An 18,985-nucleotide genomic window follows, 5' to 3' on the forward strand; every position below is an offset into this window, starting at 1 on the left:
TTATATCGGTTCAAATCTGTATGCTTATATTTTTCAAATTTGTCTTGAAATGGAAATAAAAGAGTAATAATTTGAAAGCTAAAAACAATCTAATCTGTGTCGTTCTATGTTTAATTTTCTTGACGGCATGTTCTAAAAAAATACTAACGGATAACCCCGAACCTGAGGCAACGCTTTATGAAATTAACCATAAAGAAGATGTTAGTTTGGTTTTCTTCGATCATAATCAGGAAGATGGTTTAGAAAAGCATTTAAATATCTACCAGCGATTTGCTGAAGCTTTTGATACAATTCAAGATGTACATGTATATCATATTGGTGAGGATTGCGTAATCGAGTTTAGGAATTATGGCTACTACTATTTTAATAACAATGATTACAAGCTCAAATCAGGAATGATATTGTCTAATGGTGTCGATAAACCGATTCTTGTAACCAATGCCGATAAGTATATTGAAACCTACGAATCGTATTTTAAAGTTCCCTTTAATGATAAAGTCTATTATGGCAAATTACGAAAAGCAGAAATTGCAGAAAGGCAAAAGGAATCGGAAAAAGAATTAAAATCAAAATTTAAAGTCGATCAAAACTATGCTGATAATCTGACAAAGAATTCAAATGTTTCTTATTATCCAAAGACGAATGCTTTTTTGAGCTGTTCTACAGGAAAGGTAACGACGAAAGCTTATAAAGACAGTACGAAAACTGCAAAGAGTTTTATGCAGATAGAAACGCTCTACGACAAAAACGGATTGACCAAACAATACTCAACTATAATCAATGGCGTGTTGTATTCTGAAGATTTGTATTATAGAAATTCATATCATTTGATTGACAGTATAGTTCGAAGAAATGAAAAGGGAGAAAAGTCTAAAGATGTTTTTAAATATGGCAAAAAACAATTCAGCATCATTTCGGTCGATCAGAAAAATGTAATGATTGCTAAAGTGTTTCATCTTAACGACAAATTTCAGTGTGCAAAGAGTGAAACAGTAAATGGTAGCGGAGATGTGGTTGGTATCACTTTTTTTGAATATGATGAATTTGGAAGAATTGTAAAAGAGGTTAGTGCAACACAGAAACTGGTTTATGAATATAAAAACGACCAAGAAGTTTTTTATTCTAAAATGAAAATTTACAGTATAAAAGATAACGTATTGCTTTCTGAGAACATAAGATATTCAGAAGGAAAGAAAGACACTTTTATATCAAAAGAAGGGAATAAGATTTTATCAAAAACAATATCATTAAATAATCCCAATGGTTGTATCAAAACAGTATACAATTATAACTCTGATAATAAATTGAGTGAAGTATATGAGTATTCGTATGAGAATTAATTTCTTTTTTCTAATCAAATTTTTTAGCAAACCAATTACTAGCAGACAAAATATATGAGACTTATTATTTTTATATTTCTTGCTTTTACTTCATTAACAGTTGTAGCGCAGGAAAAAATCCAAAAAGAAATCAATTATATCCGCAGTTTTCGTAAAGAAGCAGATAGAATTATTGTAGAACTAGGTGTCAAGCCGAGGCTATGTTTTATACCAACAAAAAATAATTCAAATTATGTCAAGTTTACGGCATTAGTACAACCTTATCAAAAGAAAGAAAATTTATATGAGATCGGAATTGAAGAGGCAACAGGCAATATAAAATCACTCAGAATTTTGAGCAAAAATGAGACGGCAGAATACCAATCTATAAAGCCGTATTTTCCCGCAGCTGTTGCGGCAGTTTCGGCAAGTCAATTGCCTGAAAAATATTATGATGAAGCACTTGAATTGTACAACAAAGAGCAATATCAAGAAGCGATGGAAATTGTAACCAAGTCAATAGAGATAAATACTCAAGATCCAGAATATCATCAGCTAAAAGCGCTTTGTTTAGCTCATTTGCAGCTATATAAAGATTCGACTGATGAAGCGGAGTATGCACTCGAAATGGATATGGCAAATCCTGAATTGTATGAATTGATTGCCAATAATTATTACTTTTTAAGAGATAATGAAAATGCAATTAAAAATTTTGACAAGGCTATTCAATATGATATAAATATTATAGTTAGGATTTATCATAATTACATCAAATGTCTAATTGATATTCCAAGTTCACAGCGCGCGATAGAAGTTTACAAATTGTATAAATATCGTTTAGACAGTCCAAATAACTACGGGGAAGATTCTGGCAATTTTTCTGATGATTTAGAATTTTATGCCGGTCAGGCATATCAACAGATAGCAGATTGGGGGACTGCTGCTGAAATTTATGACCGGCTTATTGTCGTAAATCCAGATGTTTACGGATACAGAGCACAGAGAGGAAGGCTTTATCAGGAAAAAGGTGAATTCCCTGCAGCAATCAGAGATTTTGAAATAGCATTAAAATTGGATGAAAACGAGAATATTTTATTGACTAATCTCGCCACAATCTATCAAGAACTTCATGATTATAAAAAGGCTGAAGCAGCTTATAACAAATATTTAGGTAAAAATCCAGACGATGCTGTGCAAATAAGCAATTATGGCTATTTGTTATTGGATGAAAAACGTTATAAGGAAGCGCAGGCAAAATTTGAAGCTTCTTTTAAAATTGATGATGCCAGTATCGATACACATATCGGAAGAATACTTGCAGTGTATCTGCTTGGCGATTCCAAAAAGAAGGATCTGTTTATTAAGGTTGCAAAATCTCAATTTCCGAATATTGAGATTAATGCTGCGACGTTAAATGCTCTTATAATAACAGGTAATTATTACTATTCAGAAAAGATTATTGGGATTTGGAAAGAAGCTGTTAACTAAAGTTTTTTAAATACTCAAATCAAAATTTAAACAGTACGTTTTATTTACAGAAATAGCTAAAAAAATATTATGCGCGTTATACTCATTATTTTTATGTTTTTATCATCTACCGTAAGATGTATTTCACAGGATTTGCAGGTTTATTCTCCTTCAAAGAAAGATAAGCTTTCAACAGAAGCGTACGAAGTTTTCAGAACCAATAAGTTTTTAGATTTTAAAGATAAAGACAGTTTGATTGAAAACATTGATGGTTTTGTTAATAAGAGAACCAATTTGAATACATTTTTTCAGCATAAAAAAGATTGGGAAAAAATTCAGAAAGAAGACACTACATCTTTTGCAAAAAGAGAAAACGCAAAATATGCGTATAACGCTAATTCGATGATTGAAACTTATTTAGAATTTGGCAGTTACAATGTTCGAAAAGAAATAAAAACAGTTTACAATCCCAAAAGTTTTGTACTACTCTATGAGAAGAAATATTTTGTCGGGAAAAATTACAATCGAACTGAAAGTATTGTTAATGAATATGATAATCAAAATAGGGTAATTAAGATTACAAAGCGAACCGAATACAGTAAAAAGGAGAATAATGAGGAATCTGTAATTAGGGCTAGATATGAAAATGAAACCGTAACCATTACGAGTAAAAACGGATCTGTTGTATGTGAACTTGTTGGAAGTAAGACTTTTTCAAAATCTCCAGTTAAACTTAAATCTGCGTTAGCATTGCCTTTTGATTATTATAAATATATGGAAGAATGCTATCTGGAAGAAAGCAAGAAGTGTTTTGAAAAATACCCGCGGGTTGAAGGAAAGGAATTAAAATCTATATCAAATCTGATTTATAAAAAAATAAATAAAAATACTCCAAATGCTATATATCGCATAGATAATGGAGGATTTGCCATTCGAAACCTATATTTTAAACATTCGTGATGAAAAAGAGGAATATTTTTTAGATCATTTAATTATAAATGTCAAAGATCAAGAACTAATTTCGAAGCAGCTTATTGCGATTGAAGCAGATGAAGAAATCCCAGAAAATGTCAATTATACTGCTAAATCATTTGTGGTAAATAAAGATTTAACAATCAGTATTTTTGAAATGCGATTTTCAAAGATTTATAAAAAGCTGAACGAAGGATATAAAATTACATCTGACGGAAAAATAATAAGTTCTAAAAGCAAATCTGAAAATAGGGCAGAAGCTAATTCTTGGTCAGGAAAATACACTTTTAAAAGAACGAACAAAGATGAGCTTGTAACCAGTTTTTTGATAGACATAAAAAATCTAGACGACATTGCTATTGTTTACATTGGTGATGGAGAAAAGGCAGAATCGTATAAAAATCTTAAAGCAGAGAACATAGTAGAGGATAAAATTAAAATAGTATTCAACAAGAAATATGACGAATTAGGAATTATATACATTCAAAAGAATGATGATAAATATATAATTTCAGGAGAGCCAATCTCGAACATTAATCCTGGGAATGATGAATATCCGCTTAAGAAAGTGAATTAAGAAACTTATCTAAATTGGTATTAAGAACGCGGTTTAGCTAGATTTCTATCATACATAACAATAGTTCCCGCTACGGCTACATTCAAACTTTTTTCTGATTTAAACTTTACTAAATGATGGCATTTTTCCATTACTTTTTTAGATAAGCCATGATCTTCTGCGCCCAATATATAAACACAGCGTCTAGGATGTTCAAAGGTTTCGAGATCAGTCGCTTTTTCAGATAATTCAACGCCAACTAATCTTGCGCCTTTAGGTAAATTTTCAAAAAAGGCTTCAAAAGTATCGTAATGAAAATAAGGAATTGCTTTTACCGCATCGTGCGTATCGCAGGCTTGTTTGGCATATCGATTTCCGATGGTAAATATAAAAGTAGCGCCTAAGTTTTGAGCCGATCGCCACAAAACACCTAAGTTTTCCGGTGTTTTTCCATTTTGTATTCCTATACCAAAGTATTCATTTGTAAAATTATTGCTCATGGGGCAAAAGTACAAACTGTATGCAGATAAATCAATTTTTTTGGTCAGGCAAAAAAAAATTGTTGCTGAAATTAATTAAGCATGCGTGAACCATTGTATTGAAGTTTTAAATCGTTGAGCAGTTTTGTCTTATTAAGTTGAAAACTGCTCATTGATTTATTTTAAATTGAAACATTTAGATAATATTTTAAAACGCCGAAAACCCTGTTTTTACACTTTGATACATTGGCTTGTGTGTTAAATTATCTATTCTATAAGATTCTCCAGCTCCAGGAGTATAGTTATTTGGAATAGTGCCAGTTGTAAAAGATCCCGAAGGTTTTGTCATTCCAAAAGTAGATTCAGAACCTTTTTTAAGGGTCGTTTGATTTAGAAATTGAAATACACAAGCGCCTAAAAAGTTGCCTCTCGGATGTGAATTTTGTATTTGAGAAAGAACCCATTCTGCCTGATTTTGTTCTGTTTTTACAGGCCAACCTGGATCCTGTTTGATCGGAGTACCCATTTCTGCGAAGAAAAAAGGAGTATTAGGAAAATAAGATGGAAATGTATTATCTATATAGTTCTTAATATATGCACCAATATTCTGCGGATTTGTTGAGGCAATAAATCGGGTGTTCCAAACATTCTCTAAACCTATAGCTTGCAATGCAGCACGAAGATTTTGAATAGCAATAATTCCAGGAATGTCTTTATTTGTCGGGTCTGCAAATGAAACTGGAGAAGTAATTGGCAGTAAATTTGATGCAGGAATTCCCATACTGTTTTCAATATTGACAAGAATCTGAATCATCTTTGCAACATCAGTAACAGTAAAATCTCCTGCAAGATCAAATTCATTTCCAATTCCCCATATTCCCGCAGCTTTATGAGGAGTAGTTCCAGCATTGTAAATTTCGGTTACCATTGCTTTAATATCAGGAGTCACATCTGTTTCTCCCTTGTTTAATTTTTTCAAAAAATAATTAGAAATAGGAACAAAAACCATAATGTTATTAGCCGCACATTCATTTAAAAAGGACATATGCGATCTCTTATACGGCCCCGGTTCCTGACCAGGAAAAGGAGGTATATTCCAATCGTATAGATGTAAAAAATTTACTCTAAGATCATTGGCAAAATTAGAAAGATCACCACGACCGCCATTTTCTTTTCCCCATATAAGGGGAAAGGTAGAATTGGTAAAATCGGTGTCAAAATACTTTTGCGGAGGATTTAACGCATCATCTGATGGTGCTGGAACATAAGCACTTCCTCGCATAGGAAATAATGCCGAAGCATTTGGAATTCTAGAAATGTCGCTCATTTTTGTAGTTTTTAAAGATTAATATTTAGAAAATTTGCAATTAAGATTTGTTTTCTAATTCTAGTAATAATTAGAGTTTTTGTGTTTAATTTCATCTAAACCATTCGATACCATTTTTTATTTTTTTTACACCCCAAGAGAAGGTGTCAACAACTTTTGGAAGAATAAAACTTGGAACTTCACCCAATACTCTGTCTGTTGTTCTTGCAACAGATTTAACAATTTCCGGAGTATATTTTGCAGTAGTATCTGATAATTTGTCTGCCAATGGGCTTGCAAAGCTTGCTACGGTATCAATGACTTTTCCCGGTATCGTGCCTCTTCCTATATAACTATTTTGATCCTGAAGGGCTCTGGCCGCTTTTAGACCTAGATAAGGAATTAAACCTGAACCAGTTGCCGTTGGCTGAACAGTTTTTCTTTGTAACCATAAATGATTATTTTGATGTCGCTGTAAAAGAAGAGTTTTGTAGCTATTATAAACCTGAGCAACCATAAAACTTTTATCTAGAACACGTGGTCCAGTATCGTCGGTAACTAATATCCTTGCGATATCAAATAAATAGGAATTGAGCAAATCATGTATCCTTCTGTCTTTCTCTGTTGGAGTAATTGAATTATCAGCATCAATTGCATCGCCAAGTTTTAAGACTACATTTACATAATGCATTGCCCTTGTATTTACAGAATCCCGATTTAATTTTTTCTGCCTTTTAGTTTTAAGCGATTTTTTATAGTTTTTCCCATATATCTTTCTGTTTCTTAAAGGGGCGGGCCCTCCCAGATCTTTTGCAATATTGATATGGTCTTTTTGTCTGTGATCTGTCCTCGCATTTTTCATTGGAGCAATGGTATGCCTATGCAAACCAACTATTTGGGAATAAGGACGATCTGTATAATCATCTTCTTCACTTTTTTCTTTGTCAGTCATGAGTTCAGAGGCTAATGTATGCACGCCTATTTCGTGAGCAATCATACCAGCAATATCACCAACAGATGATATCCTCAAAAACCAATCAGCCATATTAATCAGAATAGCTGTGCCGCTTTTCCGTGTGTCAGCAGGATTAGTCCCGTTCATTTTTACAACATTCACAAAAATTGCTCGTAGAGTGCCCGTTTTTGTAGCTTTTAAAGCTTCTTGAACGTATCTCATTACGATTGTTAGCTTATTTGATTCTTCTAGAGAAAGTGTTCCGGTGTAATCAGCGCCAGCAGCATGAATAATAGCTAATTGTGCAACATTTGCTTTTCTTTGCAAACTGTTGCTTTGAGATATTTTTGTATTGCCAGACTGCGGTTTTGCTTTCATTTGCAATGCTTTTTGTCCCATAACATCAGCTTCTTTTTCCAAATCATTATCATCATTCACATTCACCTTTCCCTTCATTTGCAAAGTAGGTTTTACCCTGCCTTGTTTTTGCTGTACTACATGCCAAGCTTCGTGAGGCAAATGTTTTTCTTGTCCTGATGCAATATGAATATCTGAGCCTTGCGCATAGGCATGAGCATTAAGTTGAGCTGGTTTGTCAGAATTATAATGAACTTTGACATCATCCATAGAATGGCCAGAAAGATTTTCTATTCCTGATTTTAAATTGTCGGGTAGGCCAGTGTTGCTTGCTTTTCTTTGTAAAATAGAGGCAGGGCGATTGTCCTGAAGTGCTCTTGCTTTATTTTGAACAGTTTTCTGACTTAAATTAATATCATTGGATTGCGTTTTGGTCTTTACATAACTATTTTTCATATTGTTTTTCTATTAAAATATTGCAAAACTGGTTATTAGATCAATTTATTTATCTCATCCTTTATTTCATCTCCAAATTTTCCTTTAGGGATATTATGGGCAAATAGGTATTTTTTCATGTCGTCTATGGAATAAATATTTTCGATTTCAAAAATATGCGGATAGCTTGCAACCATAGAAAGCATGTGCTGTACTAATAATTTTGCCCATTTTTCAGCTGAATCAGGGATTAAAGCGTTAAAATCATAAAGCCCCCATACGTTAACCATCAGATCTCCTTTAACGTCAGATTTTTTTGTGATTTTTTTAGTTCTTACAGCTTGTTCTATTGTTTGCATTCCTCCACCGTGCATACTTTCGCCATGGCCGCCTGTAGTTTTTTTCGAGTTTGCAGTTAACGGAATAGAGTTTCTAATTTGAATTGTCCAAGTCATAAGATTTTCAATATCACTTCGTGTCGGAGGATCCATGTTTTCTGCGGCATCGAGAGTGTTTTTCATAGCAGTTGTCAAATATTTTGGAGCATATTCATAACCAGGAAAATCTTTCATTGATTCTAATGTTAGAACTAAATTATCTCTAGCTTGTTCCAGTGTTTTACCTTTTACATTATTAATTGCCATATGATTAAAAGTTGTAAAAGCGGTTGTATGTTCTCCTTGATGCCCTCCAGGTAAATTTGTTCCTGGACGACTTTTAGAAATTTTGACGTTTGTTATTACATTTGATTCTACTTTTATTGAAATGGTCTGCTTTTGTATCGGATCTGTACTAGCCGATATGGGTTTTTGTTCGTTTGTAGAATTTTTTGTTACAATCTGAACATTATTTTCTTGTATTTCTTTCTTTTGAATTACAGCATTTGGTCTGTTATCGACTAGATATTTATCTTTTTTTTGCGTTACAGAAGCGGTTCTTTTATCTTGTAAATAATGTCCAGATTTCCCCGAATGTGCTGTTTGCACAGACGACAACCCAACAGAAATTGGCTGCTGTTTATTTTCTATTGGATTATGATAAGTCTGCATTAATTAACTAGTTTTAATAAAATTTGTAAAAACATGATTATTTAAGAAATGAAGTCTTTTAGATAGTTTCATCATTTGTATAGTTTTTTATTTACTATCATTCAGCTTCTTTGCTGTATTTTTTTATAAAATCATCATACGTTATAATAAGAATTGGTAAGCCTTCATTTTTATTTTGCCAAGCGGCTATATCCTGTACATGTAATGCACCTAGTGATGCAACTGCATAGCCGCCTTCAGTAATGGCTCTTTTCAAGCCCGCAAGCATCACCACATTTCTATGCTTCATGCCCATTTCTGAATCTCCTTTTAGAGCTTCTGGGGCCATTTCTGCAGCGCCTGCGCGCTCAACCATATCTTTATCTTTTAAATCTGGATAGACGGTAGTGATATTTTTTCTTGATGCTATTCTAAGTGCAGCAAAGGCTTTTGTATAGTTGTCTGTATATGTTTCTCCTTTTCTATCTTCTTTTTTGGATTCAACAACAGCGGTATAAGCGGCCCTTACAATTGCTGGCAAAGCCTCTAGTATTTCTGGTTTTTTTAGAAAAGTTTCCATTGACTCATCTTGTTTATAGCTATTTCCAGCAGGTGATTTAGGTCGTCTAATGCCTTTTGCTTTATCACCTTCACCTTCTATGTAATACAATGTTCCATATGCATCTCTATATCTAGGTTTACTGCCAGCATTGGTTCTCCAAGTTTCAATTGTCTGATCTTTGACACTAATAATTTTTTCAACTTCTACTTTGGGAGCATCTCCTATCGGATAAGGCGTGTTAGTTGCGGGCTGAGCTGTGGTTCGTTGTTCTTCAGTTGGTGCACGCATATAAGCAAAAGCATGCAAAGCTTTGGCGAGTCCTAATTCTATTTGATGCAGAGCAGAATAATCGGGATTAGCTAAAATGCTTAGATTTTTATTTACTCCTTCACCATCTCCCATTTTAGTTTTTCTAAAAACGGCACTACTCTCTACTAATGTTTTTGCGCCTTGTTGATTTGAAGCTTTTAATAGTGATTTAATTGGAGTATATCCATGATTTTCACCAATTAGAAAAAAGGTAGACTCTGGAGCTCCTGGTATTGCAGATGGAAAAGGTAATCTATACCACAAGGCTACATCTTCTAATAATCCGCATTTTACAGGTCTGCCACTATCGTGTGCTTCATATTCTGCGTTAGAAATATAGTTTCGAATATAATCATCAGATAACCAAGTGGCATTTTTAGGCTGATAAGCAGGAGTGCCTTCAGCTCCTTCTACGGGAGGCGCTTTTGGAACACCTTCTATAAGAACCTTTCTTTGTACTGCTATAGATGTTGTAGCAGTTATTTTATTTTCTGAATTTACGCTTTCAGTTTCCGATTTCATTTGCAAAGCTTTCGCTCCCATAACATCAGCTTCTTTTTCTAAACCTTTATCATCATTCACATTCACTTTGCCCTTCATTTGCAAAGTAGGTTTTACTCTGCCTTGTTTTTGCTGTACAACGTGCCATGCTTCGTGAGGCAAATGTTTTTCCTGTCCTGATGCAATATGAATATTAGTTCCTTGTGCATAAGCATGCGCATTGAGTTGAGCTGGTTTATCAGAATTATAATGAACTTTGACATCATCCATGGAATGACCAGAAAGGCTTTCTATTCCAGATTTTAAATTGTCGGGCAGGCCAGTGTTGTTTGCTTTTCTTTGCAAAATAGAAGCAGGGCGATTGTCTTGTAAGGCAATTGCTTTGTTCTGAATGGGTTTTTCATTCAGGCTATTCGCAACAGATTGTGTTGTAGCTTTTTCATAACTATTTTCCATATTATATTTTATTAGAATATTGGGAACCCGTTATTAAATCTGTGACTTGGCTTTTTTTCTTATTGCGTTTTGTTTGGATAAGTTTTCATTATTTTTAGGTTTATTCTAGTTTTTTTTTGAAAATGAAGTCAATTACTACTTAGGAGTCTAAAAAAACTAGTGCTAATATTTAAAAAAATATAAAATTCCTTATCTGCCAGTTTTTGCGGCTGCGGCTGCGGCTGCCGCCGCTCTTTTTTGTTGTAAATGCTTTCTTAGTTCAGCCCTTTTCGCTTCTCTTTTTCCGTCTAGTTTTGCTCGAGCGGCTGCATGCTGTTTACTTTTTACCTGTCCATGACCTGGGTCTTTTCTATCCATCCCTGTGCCTGAAGCTTTTTTAGGATGATCTGCTAGTTGTATCACATTATTATTAGATATTCCATCTTCTATTTTTCTTTGCAAAACAGATTTTGGACGGTTATCTACAATTGCTGAATTCTTGCCATTATTTTTTTTCTGTGCTACAGAACTTGCTACAGATTGGCTTTTATTATTAGTTGTTTTGTTAGTGTAAGTATTCATGTTTTCTTTAAATTTGGTTAATTAATTGTACGTTGCTAGGTTTAGTTTTGGAGTTTAAAGGTTGTATTATAATTTCATAGATTAGTTTCTTTCAGTTTAGCTCCTTCTATTGTATACCGAGGAGAACCTACAGGTTGAACATGAAGGGTTTGTTTAAATTCTGTTGGAAGGTTTTTAACTGTTTTTGATCCTTTTGTTACTGTTTTTCTTTTAAGAATTTTCATTTTGTATTTAATTTGAGTGCCATTATTCGCACTTAGTAGATTGTTTGCTCTATTCTCAATGGTTTTATGTCGCCCATTCATTGAAGAAGTAATGGGGACAATATTTTTGAAATTTCCAGTGCCCCCCAATTGATCATTAACCATGTGCCCTCCAACCCAGCTCCCTCCAAGAAATTTCTTTACCTTTTGTGCTTCCGCTCTTGGTCCTTTTTCAACACCAGTCGGCAGATATATATGATTTATCCATCCAGAGGTATAATCATCTATTTTATTTCTTACAGTCATTGTTTGTTTTTTTAAAGCAACCTTAGGAGGGGAAGCTTTCTTAGCATTTAACTTAGCCTTTTTGTTTTGCTTTTTAGCTTTTTGTATGATAAGAGATTTTAATTGATTGGGTTTGTTGGAATTGTTACGGAGAGACTTTTGATCTACAGAATAGTTTTTATTTTGATACTTTAAGCTATTCTCCTTTGTTTTAGTTTGCAAAGCTTTAGCCCCCATAACATCAGCTTCCTTCTCCAAACCAATATCATCATTTATGTTCACTTTGCCTTTCATCTGTAAAGTAGGTTTTACTCGTCCTTGTTTTTGTTGTACTACATGCCATGCTTCGTGAGGCAAATGTTTTTCTTGTCCAGAGGCTAAATGAATATTTGATCCTTGAGCGTAGGCATGAGCATTAAGTTGTGCAGGCTTGTTTGAGTTGTAATGAACTTTTACATCATCCATAGAATGACCGGAAAGATTTTCGATTCCTAATTTTAGATTATCGGGCAGACCAGTGTTGTTTGTTTTTCTTTGAATAGGAGAAAATGAAGAGGTAATTGCTGTTGAATTTTTAGCAATTTTTTGCTGTACAACAGAATATTCCCGATTATTTTTTAACTGTATAGCATTGGTACTGCTGCTTGTGTTTGAAGCAGTTTCAAGCGTTTTAACGTCTAATATTTTTTTGTATTGCTGTATCATTTTCTAAGTTGTTATACCTGCGCCACCAGTGCCTGGATCAGGATCGTAACGAAAATTTTTATAAAAACCTTTGTTTTCAGGTTCGTCATCTGGTGTGTGGTATCCAGATTCGTCATCTTCACTTTCATAATCGACTTTTTTCTTTTTCTCATATTTGTGGCTTTCATTGCATACTTTGCAAAAAGCCCTTAAACGATCTGGATCATTATGGTCTTCTTTTATTTCTGCATCAGACGCACCTTTAGATTTCAAGTCACGTTCTCGTTGTGCCCAAGTAGGATAGTGATCTAATGTTAATGCACGTTGCTCGTGTTTATTTCCACCTTTACTTGTATAAGCAAATTTGGTTAACTCCAACTTATGGCTTCCCTTTCTTGTAAAAGCGAGTGGTCGTCTGCAGCCAGGACAAGTATAAATTGCATCAAAATTGCTATTTACATTAGCACGTTGATGGGCAGTATTTTCTATAACATGGTCTCTTGTATCATTTGGTATATGAAATCTTTTTTGTTTTTTAGCTTGCGGTGGTACATAATCACCGCTGCCATCGTCGTCACTTTCTGAGTCTTGTCTTTTTCTTTTCTTTTGATTCTTTTTTCCATTTAACTGCGTAACCTTGTTATCTGATAATGTGTTCTCCTGAAGTTTTTTCTGTACGATAGAATATTCCCGATTATCTCTTAATTGAGCTGTGTTACTACTGTGACTAGCATTAGCTGCGGCAATAGAAGTTGTATTTTCGGATATTTTTTTGTGTTGTTGCGTCATTTTCTTCTTTTTTGAATTATATAACTGCTTATTCTTCCTCGTCTTTTTGATCTTTAAAAGGAGTGATTTTTACAGGACCAATTCCTCCTAGATAATTTATTGCCGAACAAAAAGGATGATTATGAATCATAGTTTTTAAATTTTCAAGGTTTTGATCGAAATAGGGGAGTTTTACTTTTTTTCCTGTAATGAGTTTTATTAAATGATCATTTTCTAAAGGATATATTTTAAATAAAGGTTTTCTTGCGGCGTAAAAAAGACTTTCATCGTCAGCAATAAGGGAAATTTCACCGCGGTTCTCTTTTAGTTTTTGAGGATTGTTTTTTAATAAATGAATAATCTGAGCCTCAATTTTACTAACCATTTCGTCTACACTTTTTTCGGTAGTCTGTACAATCAAATAGAGATTTTGACTTGTAATAAGATATCCGTTTATATAAAAGAAAATCTTGTCATCGAAATCATTCAAAGCCATTGCGATTATAGTGTTGACATAATTAGAATCGAAATATTTTTTCCAGTTTCCAATTTTAAGAGTCACTTTAAGGCGATGTAATTGAGGTGCAGCAACGGCAACTTTTTTTATGTTTTCGTTCTTTTTCATAATGCATCAATTCATTTGAGTAACCATGAGTGTTTTATTCTCCTTTTTGAATTCACGTCTAATGCCTTCCAATAAATCTTGCTGACTTACTATAGTTTCATTTTTTTGAATGGCAGCCAAAGCGCAAAATCTCAAAATGTTGATAATGGCACCGCCAGCCAATTCATAGTTTTCGGCAATACTTTCGATATTAATATTAGGGTCAAGTTGGCATTTTCCTGAAAAAGCTTTTTCCCACAATAGCATTCTTTCTTCGGCGGTTGGCATTGTAAAATGAATCATCGATTGAAACCTTCTTGAGAAAGCTTCATCCATATTTTCTTTTAAATTGGATGCCAGAATAACGACCCCAGGGAAATCTTCAATTCTTTGCAATAAATATCCCGTTTGCTGATTGGCGTGCCGATCGTTTGAAGAAGAAGCATTGGTTCTTTTTCCAAAAAGCGCATCGGCTTCATCAAAAAATAAAATCCAATCTTTGTGTTGTGCTACATCAAATATTTTAGATAGATTTTTTTCGGTTTCACCAATATATTTTGAGACAATCATAGAGAGATCTACTCTATATACTTCTCTATTTGTACTTTTTCCCAGTAATGTCGCCGTAAGCGTTTTACCAGTGCCTGGAGGTCCGTAGAAAAGTGTTCGATATCCAGGTTTTATTTTATTTTCAAGACCCCATTCTTTCATAAGTGTTTCACCATGATTAAGCCAAGCATTAATCTCCATGACCTGATCCATAACATGCTCTTCGAGAACCAAATCGTCCCAGTTTAAATTGGTAGAAATTTGCTGAGCTGGAAACGAAACAGTATGTTCAAGTTTAGGCAGAGTGCCTGTTATAAAAAAGTTTAGCCAGCGTTCATTAATCGAAAGAATCTGATTCAGAATAGGAACATTAGATTCGGTGCTTTCTAGAACCATAATCTGTTCTTTGGCAAGAATATTAGATGTATTTAGAATATGGAGTAATTCAATTCTTAATTCAGGATTGACAGCCGTAATCAAAAAAGAGAGCGTTTGACCTGTCGGTAAAAAACCACTGTGATTTTTATTGACAACACCACCAAATTCAGTAAAACCGCGATCGTACATAGCATTTTTGCTAAAGAAAATATCAAGAACTTCAGGTTTAATCTGAGGCGCTAGAATTAAAGCTAGACAAATCCGTTCGTAAAGATTCAAGTTCCATTCGGTTATTTTTTTATAGTAGACACTGTCTTCGGTATCGGCATCAGCTTCAGGTAACGGAATATCCTGCCATCGATTTTCATGGCCTTCATGAAGCAGATAACTGCAAATAACCTGATCGATTACCTTCTGCAGCCAATCCATTTCATTATATAAAACGATAATATTGGAATTAGTTTCCATAAGCTCCAAATAGTTTTTCTACATCGTCCAAATTAGCATCAGCCCATTTAAAGTATAATAAAGCTGTATTAGGATTTAACTCATTGGATTGCAACATATCCAGATAAAAACCTTGTGCATTTTGCATAAGCATCTGAGTGTTATAATCGATATCATTATGAAAATTCGAATCAAAAAAAGAATCTGTCCATGCGCTCACATTGTTTTCTCTGGCAATGAAATCACTGATGAAATAGGATAGTTTTTCGTCTTGAACGACTAATTTTTTAGCTTTAAAATAAGCGGGCTTTCTTTTAGTTTCTCTATGGTAATATTCAATATCTTTTGACTGGATTGTTTTGGTTTTAGCATGCCCAAAAATATCTGTCAGACCAAAATTTTCTGCTTCACAAGCCAATTCCAGTTCTGCATTTGCTTCGCCAGCTGTAGCCAGAGTAGTGTTTTTGGCTGTAGCACTTTCTGTCACTAAATACAATTCTCTGAAAGAATATAAGGTTTGCGTTAGTTTTATAATTAACTGCTGCTGGATTTCGTTCCAATTATTAATCTTTACAGATTCTGGTTCTTCGGCCTTAAAAATAAAACTTCCTTTATGTGCAAACGCCAGTATCTGCTTGCTGAATTCAAAATCACCTTCAATAGAACCATTTGCAAGCGATCTTCCAGAATAAGGTTTTGAAATGCCATCGCTAAAATTCCAATTGGCATCATTTAAGGCAATTACGCTGCTAATATCTGCATCATGATGTGATATAATGCCATTGCGATAAATGTTTCCCAGAAGAATGATTTCGCCATTTTTAATTTGGAAATAATCACCAGGGAAAAGACTTTTATTCAACGGTTTTGTTGGCAGAAATCCTCCCGTTTTTAGATAAAACTGTCTGTAGAAATTCTTGTTAGTATGATCCATAACCTTAGAAAATTAGGATTAAAGTCCACTGAATATATATTGAGACAGTGGACATTTTAATTTGTCTTAAGAAGCATAAGCAGCTGCTGTGGCTGCGGCTAAACTAGATTGAAGAGACTGAAGCTTGATTTGCGCTTTGCTTAAATTGGCAGTTGCAATGCTTAATTGTCTTCCTGTTTCGTCATTTGCCGTATTGGCCTTTTCGTAAGCAACCTGAGCATTTTTATAAGCATGGTATATTAATCCTCTAATCGAAAAATCGGAATCATTCGGTACTGGTAATGGCTTATGTAAAGATTTCTGACCAGTTAAGGTAAAATACAATTTGCTTGCTTGTCTCGATTCTAGAGTGATTGCTTCTTCAGATTCAAGAACAGAAGCTTCTGCAGCCAATGTAGATTTTAAAGCTACTAGTGTCAGAGCAACCGCATTGTTGGCGTCTGTACCAGCAGTGTTGATTCTGGTAATTAAATCATCAGAAATTAGCGGATTAAGGGCTTTTTTACGAATAACAAGATTAGACAGTTTATTAATTATTTCAACCGAATAAATCAATTTACTAATCAAATCGCTTATCCAAACGCTCACTCTTTTTGAATCTTGAGTTGCAGTTGAGGTTTTTGAAAAGGCATCTTCTGAATTAAGGGCTAAACCTTGAGCATTTTGAACAACCTGATCTAATAAGTTTTTATTGCTTAAAGCATGAGAACGATTACTTTCTGAAACCAATAAATAGCCTTGATATTTGGTTGCTTTCTCGTTCAGCGAGTTTACAATAGTTTGCTGCTGCTGAACAATTGCAGTTGCATCAACCACTTGATTTTTAATAAAATCTAGTTCGGCTTTTTTCTTTTCTGTAATTCCGTATCTCTGCAAATTAGGACGTGTTGATAATATAGTTTCCATATAGTTGAGGTGTTAAAGAGTTGATGATTTCGAATTCTTTTTTGTAGAGTAAGATATTGGCGTTGTGTTTTGCCAATCTGAAAGACTGTTGGTGTATTTCGCTTTAGAATTTTCACTGCCATTGTAAAATGACAAGACAACAGGAATATAACTTTTTTCTTCAACCAGCGGGTTTCCAAAATTATCAGTAGTTGTACTGCCAATATGTACGCTAAATTCTTGACCAGAAGCTGCTTTGTGGTGACTAGCACTCGTAAAGTTGCCAGCTGGAATGTTTTCTGCTAAATTTAAATTAAAGAAGAAAGCTTTGCTGTTTTTAACCGGTTTAGGAGAATTGTCTTTAACGTTTTTCAGTTTAGCATTCAAATCAGTTAATTGACTTTTTGCAATGCGTAGTTTCTCTTTAGTGTCAGCCAAAGCACTTTTTAGACTAAGGTTTTTTTGTTTGTCTTGATCTGTTTCTTTGTCTTTTTTAGCTCCTTCTGTTTGACTAGCAGAATTGTTTAGTGTAATGATCTCTTCTTCAAGAAATTTAATTTCTGCATCTACAACTTTAATTTCTTCTTCTAACTCCTGTGTATCAATGTAATATTCAAGGTTTTTCAGATCTTCATTTGTAGCGATATCATCAGGATAAGGCAAAAAGAAACATCTATAATCAATTTCATTTGATTTTAAGACTTCTTCTTTGTCAACACTAAAAATGATTCCAGACAAATCTTCAGAAGTATTTCCAGAACTAGTAATATTCTTAGCGTTTTTTAAAGTATAAGTTAACGCAAACGTCTCAGAAGGTGCAGACAGATATTCATCAAACGTATTGATTTCTTTTTTGTAGTTTTCTGTAAAGATGATTAAAAGAAAAGCAACATAATTTTCGCCAAGCACTAGCGGATCATTATCAGAATCTCTAAGTTCTTTATAAGCGATAGTCGTTTTATACTTTCTTTTAGCATCTGGATTCTGAGAAGCAGGAATGCTTTTGCATTGAGATGAACTGCCCACTAATAGTTCTGCTGTAGAAGCGCTAAAAAAAGATTTCCTGCTGTCTTTAACCATAATGATATTATAGCTCAAGACAGGATTGGCTAATCCTTTATTTGGTGTTCCAGAATCTCTGTCTTCTGGCAAAAAAGGACTTTTGTAAACATCAAATGAAACGCTAAAAGTACCTGCTGTAGGATCAAACTGTTTTGGCACTTCTACTGCCAAACTTTGGTTGAATAATGCATTGTTGTAGTTATATGCTTTTTTAGAAGCATCATATTCTACTTCGCTACATTTTATAGCACCTTCTGCAGCTCTTGTAGCGATACTTGCTTTAGCTTTCGTATCGTTATCTATCGTTAATACCGCAGTAGTAGCTGTTAAATCTGAAGTTGTTACTTGCAGTAAATTGTTGACAGAAGTATTGGTTAATTTCGCGCCGTCGGCCACTACAGAAGTCGAAACTTCAGAAATAGAAGCAGTAGCTTCCATGGCATATTGCGAATTCTGTTCGGCAATATAAGCTGTTTTGTTAATCAGATTATAAGCCTCAAGAGCCTGTTGGTATATTTGAGTTCCATAATCTGCAGCATTGATAATGCTATAAATACTTCCGATATCACTTGCCAAACGCACAATAGAATTTGAAGCAATCTGAATGTTAGATGCACAAACCGCCATATTGGTAACGGCTTGTGTTACATACGTTTTCTGCTGATTTGCAGATAATAGCAAGTTGTCTGCCATGTTCTTATTCTTCACAACTACATTGTTTATATGTTGCTGTTCTTTGTACATCTTGGTTGTTGCGTCTAGTTTTTCCTGTGCAACAATTTCAGCTCCTTCGGCATAATAAAGAGTAAACATTGAATTGCTCAATTGTGAACTCAATTGTTTTTTGGTCATCTCCTGACTTTCTAATGATGACAATACACTAGAATGCAGATTTTCATTGTAACTGTTCATAATAGTTTTTT

Annotated in this window: 17 protein-coding genes; 4 read left to right on the forward strand and 13 right to left on the reverse strand. The window is 34.1% G+C overall.

Features of this window, described 5'->3' with window-relative positions; translation table 11 throughout:
• The first annotated feature begins 71 nt into the window (after nucleotides 1–71).
• The 4 genes from DMA14_RS03345 to DMA14_RS03360 all read left to right on the forward strand — a co-directional run bounded on the left by DMA14_RS03345 (nucleotide 72) and on the right by DMA14_RS03360 (nucleotide 4,335).
• On the forward strand, nucleotides 72–1,340 hold the full coding sequence (locus DMA14_RS03345; RefSeq protein WP_111423124.1) for a hypothetical protein: 1,269 nt from the start codon (nucleotides 72–74) through the stop codon (nucleotides 1,338–1,340).
• Between the two features lie 54 nt (nucleotides 1,341–1,394).
• A complete protein-coding gene (locus DMA14_RS03350) occupies nucleotides 1,395–2,807 on the forward strand; it encodes a tetratricopeptide repeat protein (RefSeq protein ID WP_111423125.1) in 1,413 nt (470 codons plus the stop codon).
• 69 nt (nucleotides 2,808–2,876) lie between these two features.
• Nucleotides 2,877–3,746: a hypothetical protein gene (locus DMA14_RS03355; protein WP_157957659.1), complete on the forward strand. Its 870-nt coding sequence runs from the start codon at nucleotides 2,877–2,879 to the stop codon at nucleotides 3,744–3,746.
• On the forward strand, nucleotides 3,703–4,335 hold the full coding sequence (locus tag DMA14_RS03360; RefSeq protein WP_111423129.1) for a hypothetical protein: 633 nt from the start codon (nucleotides 3,703–3,705) through the stop codon (nucleotides 4,333–4,335). Before DMA14_RS03355 ends, DMA14_RS03360 begins: the two co-directional genes overlap by 44 nt.
• A gap of 20 nt (nucleotides 4,336–4,355) precedes the next feature.
• Here the strand turns inward: DMA14_RS03360 and DMA14_RS03365 are convergent, their stop codons facing one another.
• From DMA14_RS03365 to DMA14_RS03425, 13 genes are all read right to left on the reverse strand, one after another.
• On the reverse strand, nucleotides 4,356–4,814 hold the full coding sequence (locus DMA14_RS03365; RefSeq protein WP_111423130.1) for an RNA methyltransferase: 459 nt from the start codon (nucleotides 4,812–4,814) through the stop codon (nucleotides 4,356–4,358).
• Nucleotides 4,815–5,001: 187 nt separating this feature from the next.
• Nucleotides 5,002–6,120, reverse strand: a complete 1,119-nt coding sequence (locus DMA14_RS03370) for a hypothetical protein (protein ID WP_111423132.1) — start codon at nucleotides 6,118–6,120, stop codon at nucleotides 5,002–5,004.
• Between the two features lie 91 nt (nucleotides 6,121–6,211).
• Entirely contained in the window at nucleotides 6,212–7,867 is a 1,656-nt protein-coding gene (locus DMA14_RS22875; RefSeq protein ID WP_203418249.1) for an eCIS core domain-containing protein, read from the reverse strand.
• Between the two features lie 35 nt (nucleotides 7,868–7,902).
• Nucleotides 7,903–8,895 (reverse strand): hypothetical protein, encoded by a 993-nt coding sequence (locus DMA14_RS03380; protein WP_111423134.1) that lies wholly within the window; start codon nucleotides 8,893–8,895, stop codon nucleotides 7,903–7,905.
• Nucleotides 8,896–8,992: 97 nt separating this feature from the next.
• Nucleotides 8,993–10,702: an eCIS core domain-containing protein gene (locus DMA14_RS22880; protein ID WP_203418251.1), complete on the reverse strand. Its 1,710-nt coding sequence runs from the start codon at nucleotides 10,700–10,702 to the stop codon at nucleotides 8,993–8,995.
• Nucleotides 10,703–10,891: 189 nt separating this feature from the next.
• Nucleotides 10,892–11,263, reverse strand: a complete 372-nt coding sequence (locus DMA14_RS03390; RefSeq protein WP_111423135.1) for a hypothetical protein — start codon at nucleotides 11,261–11,263, stop codon at nucleotides 10,892–10,894.
• A gap of 74 nt (nucleotides 11,264–11,337) precedes the next feature.
• Entirely contained in the window at nucleotides 11,338–12,456 is a 1,119-nt protein-coding gene (locus DMA14_RS03395; RefSeq protein WP_111423137.1) for an eCIS core domain-containing protein, read from the reverse strand.
• A 3-nt stretch (nucleotides 12,457–12,459) separates the two neighbouring features.
• Nucleotides 12,460–13,224 (reverse strand): GH-E family nuclease, encoded by a 765-nt coding sequence (locus DMA14_RS03400; protein ID WP_111423138.1) that lies wholly within the window; start codon nucleotides 13,222–13,224, stop codon nucleotides 12,460–12,462.
• A 28-nt stretch (nucleotides 13,225–13,252) separates the two neighbouring features.
• A complete protein-coding gene (locus tag DMA14_RS03405) occupies nucleotides 13,253–13,828 on the reverse strand; it encodes a hypothetical protein (RefSeq protein ID WP_111423140.1) in 576 nt (191 codons plus the stop codon).
• Between the two features lie 6 nt (nucleotides 13,829–13,834).
• Nucleotides 13,835–15,202: an ATP-binding protein gene (locus DMA14_RS03410; protein ID WP_111423142.1), complete on the reverse strand. Its 1,368-nt coding sequence runs from the start codon at nucleotides 15,200–15,202 to the stop codon at nucleotides 13,835–13,837.
• Complete coding sequence (locus tag DMA14_RS03415; RefSeq protein ID WP_111423144.1) at nucleotides 15,192–16,115, reverse strand: hypothetical protein; 924 nt, start codon at nucleotides 16,113–16,115, stop codon at nucleotides 15,192–15,194. The genes DMA14_RS03410 and DMA14_RS03415 overlap by 11 nt, the downstream gene beginning before the upstream one ends.
• A 66-nt stretch (nucleotides 16,116–16,181) precedes the next feature.
• Nucleotides 16,182–17,021 carry a hypothetical protein gene (locus tag DMA14_RS03420; protein ID WP_111423145.1) on the reverse strand — a complete coding sequence of 280 codons (840 nt, stop codon included), beginning with the start codon at nucleotides 17,019–17,021 and terminating at the stop codon, nucleotides 16,182–16,184.
• Between the two features lie 12 nt (nucleotides 17,022–17,033).
• Nucleotides 17,034–18,974 carry a coiled-coil domain-containing protein gene (locus DMA14_RS03425; protein ID WP_157957660.1) on the reverse strand — a complete coding sequence of 647 codons (1,941 nt, stop codon included), beginning with the start codon at nucleotides 18,972–18,974 and terminating at the stop codon, nucleotides 17,034–17,036.
• Nucleotides 18,975–18,985: the final 11 nt, after the last annotated feature.

Origin of the sequence: Flavobacterium sharifuzzamanii, assembly GCF_003254585.1 — a bacterium.
In the GTDB taxonomy this organism is placed as follows: domain Bacteria; phylum Bacteroidota; class Bacteroidia; order Flavobacteriales; family Flavobacteriaceae; genus Flavobacterium; species Flavobacterium sharifuzzamanii.

Bases quoted from the DNA above. Each gene is read 5' to 3' on its own strand.
- DMA14_RS03420 (WP_111423145.1), bottom strand. From the start codon at position 17,021: ATGGAAACTATATTATCAACACGTCCTAATTTGCAGAGATACGGAATT.
- DMA14_RS03415 (WP_111423144.1), bottom strand. From the start codon at position 16,115: ATGGATCATACTAACAAGAATTTCTACAGACAGTTTTATCTAAAAACG.
- DMA14_RS03370 (WP_111423132.1), bottom strand. From the start codon at position 6,120: ATGAGCGACATTTCTAGAATTCCAAATGCTTCGGCATTATTTCCTATG.
- DMA14_RS03390 (WP_111423135.1), bottom strand. From the start codon at position 11,263: ATGAATACTTACACTAACAAAACAACTAATAATAAAAGCCAATCTGTA.
- DMA14_RS03350 (WP_111423125.1), top strand. From the start codon at position 1,395: ATGAGACTTATTATTTTTATATTTCTTGCTTTTACTTCATTAACAGTT.
- DMA14_RS03400 (WP_111423138.1), bottom strand. From the start codon at position 13,224: ATGACGCAACAACACAAAAAAATATCCGAAAATACAACTTCTATTGCC.
- DMA14_RS22880 (WP_203418251.1), bottom strand. From the start codon at position 10,702: ATGGAAAATAGTTATGAAAAAGCTACAACACAATCTGTTGCGAATAGC.
- DMA14_RS22875 (WP_203418249.1), bottom strand. From the start codon at position 7,867: ATGAAAAATAGTTATGTAAAGACCAAAACGCAATCCAATGATATTAAT.
- DMA14_RS03360 (WP_111423129.1), top strand. From the start codon at position 3,703: ATGGAGGATTTGCCATTCGAAACCTATATTTTAAACATTCGTGATGAA.
- DMA14_RS03380 (WP_111423134.1), bottom strand. From the start codon at position 8,895: ATGCAGACTTATCATAATCCAATAGAAAATAAACAGCAGCCAATTTCT.
- DMA14_RS03405 (WP_111423140.1), bottom strand. From the start codon at position 13,828: ATGAAAAAGAACGAAAACATAAAAAAAGTTGCCGTTGCTGCACCTCAA.
- DMA14_RS03355 (WP_157957659.1), top strand. From the start codon at position 2,877: ATGCGCGTTATACTCATTATTTTTATGTTTTTATCATCTACCGTAAGA.
- DMA14_RS03410 (WP_111423142.1), bottom strand. From the start codon at position 15,202: ATGGAAACTAATTCCAATATTATCGTTTTATATAATGAAATGGATTGG.
- DMA14_RS03365 (WP_111423130.1), bottom strand. From the start codon at position 4,814: ATGAGCAATAATTTTACAAATGAATACTTTGGTATAGGAATACAAAAT.
- DMA14_RS03395 (WP_111423137.1), bottom strand. From the start codon at position 12,456: ATGATACAGCAATACAAAAAAATATTAGACGTTAAAACGCTTGAAACT.
- DMA14_RS03425 (WP_157957660.1), bottom strand. From the start codon at position 18,974: ATGAACAGTTACAATGAAAATCTGCATTCTAGTGTATTGTCATCATTA.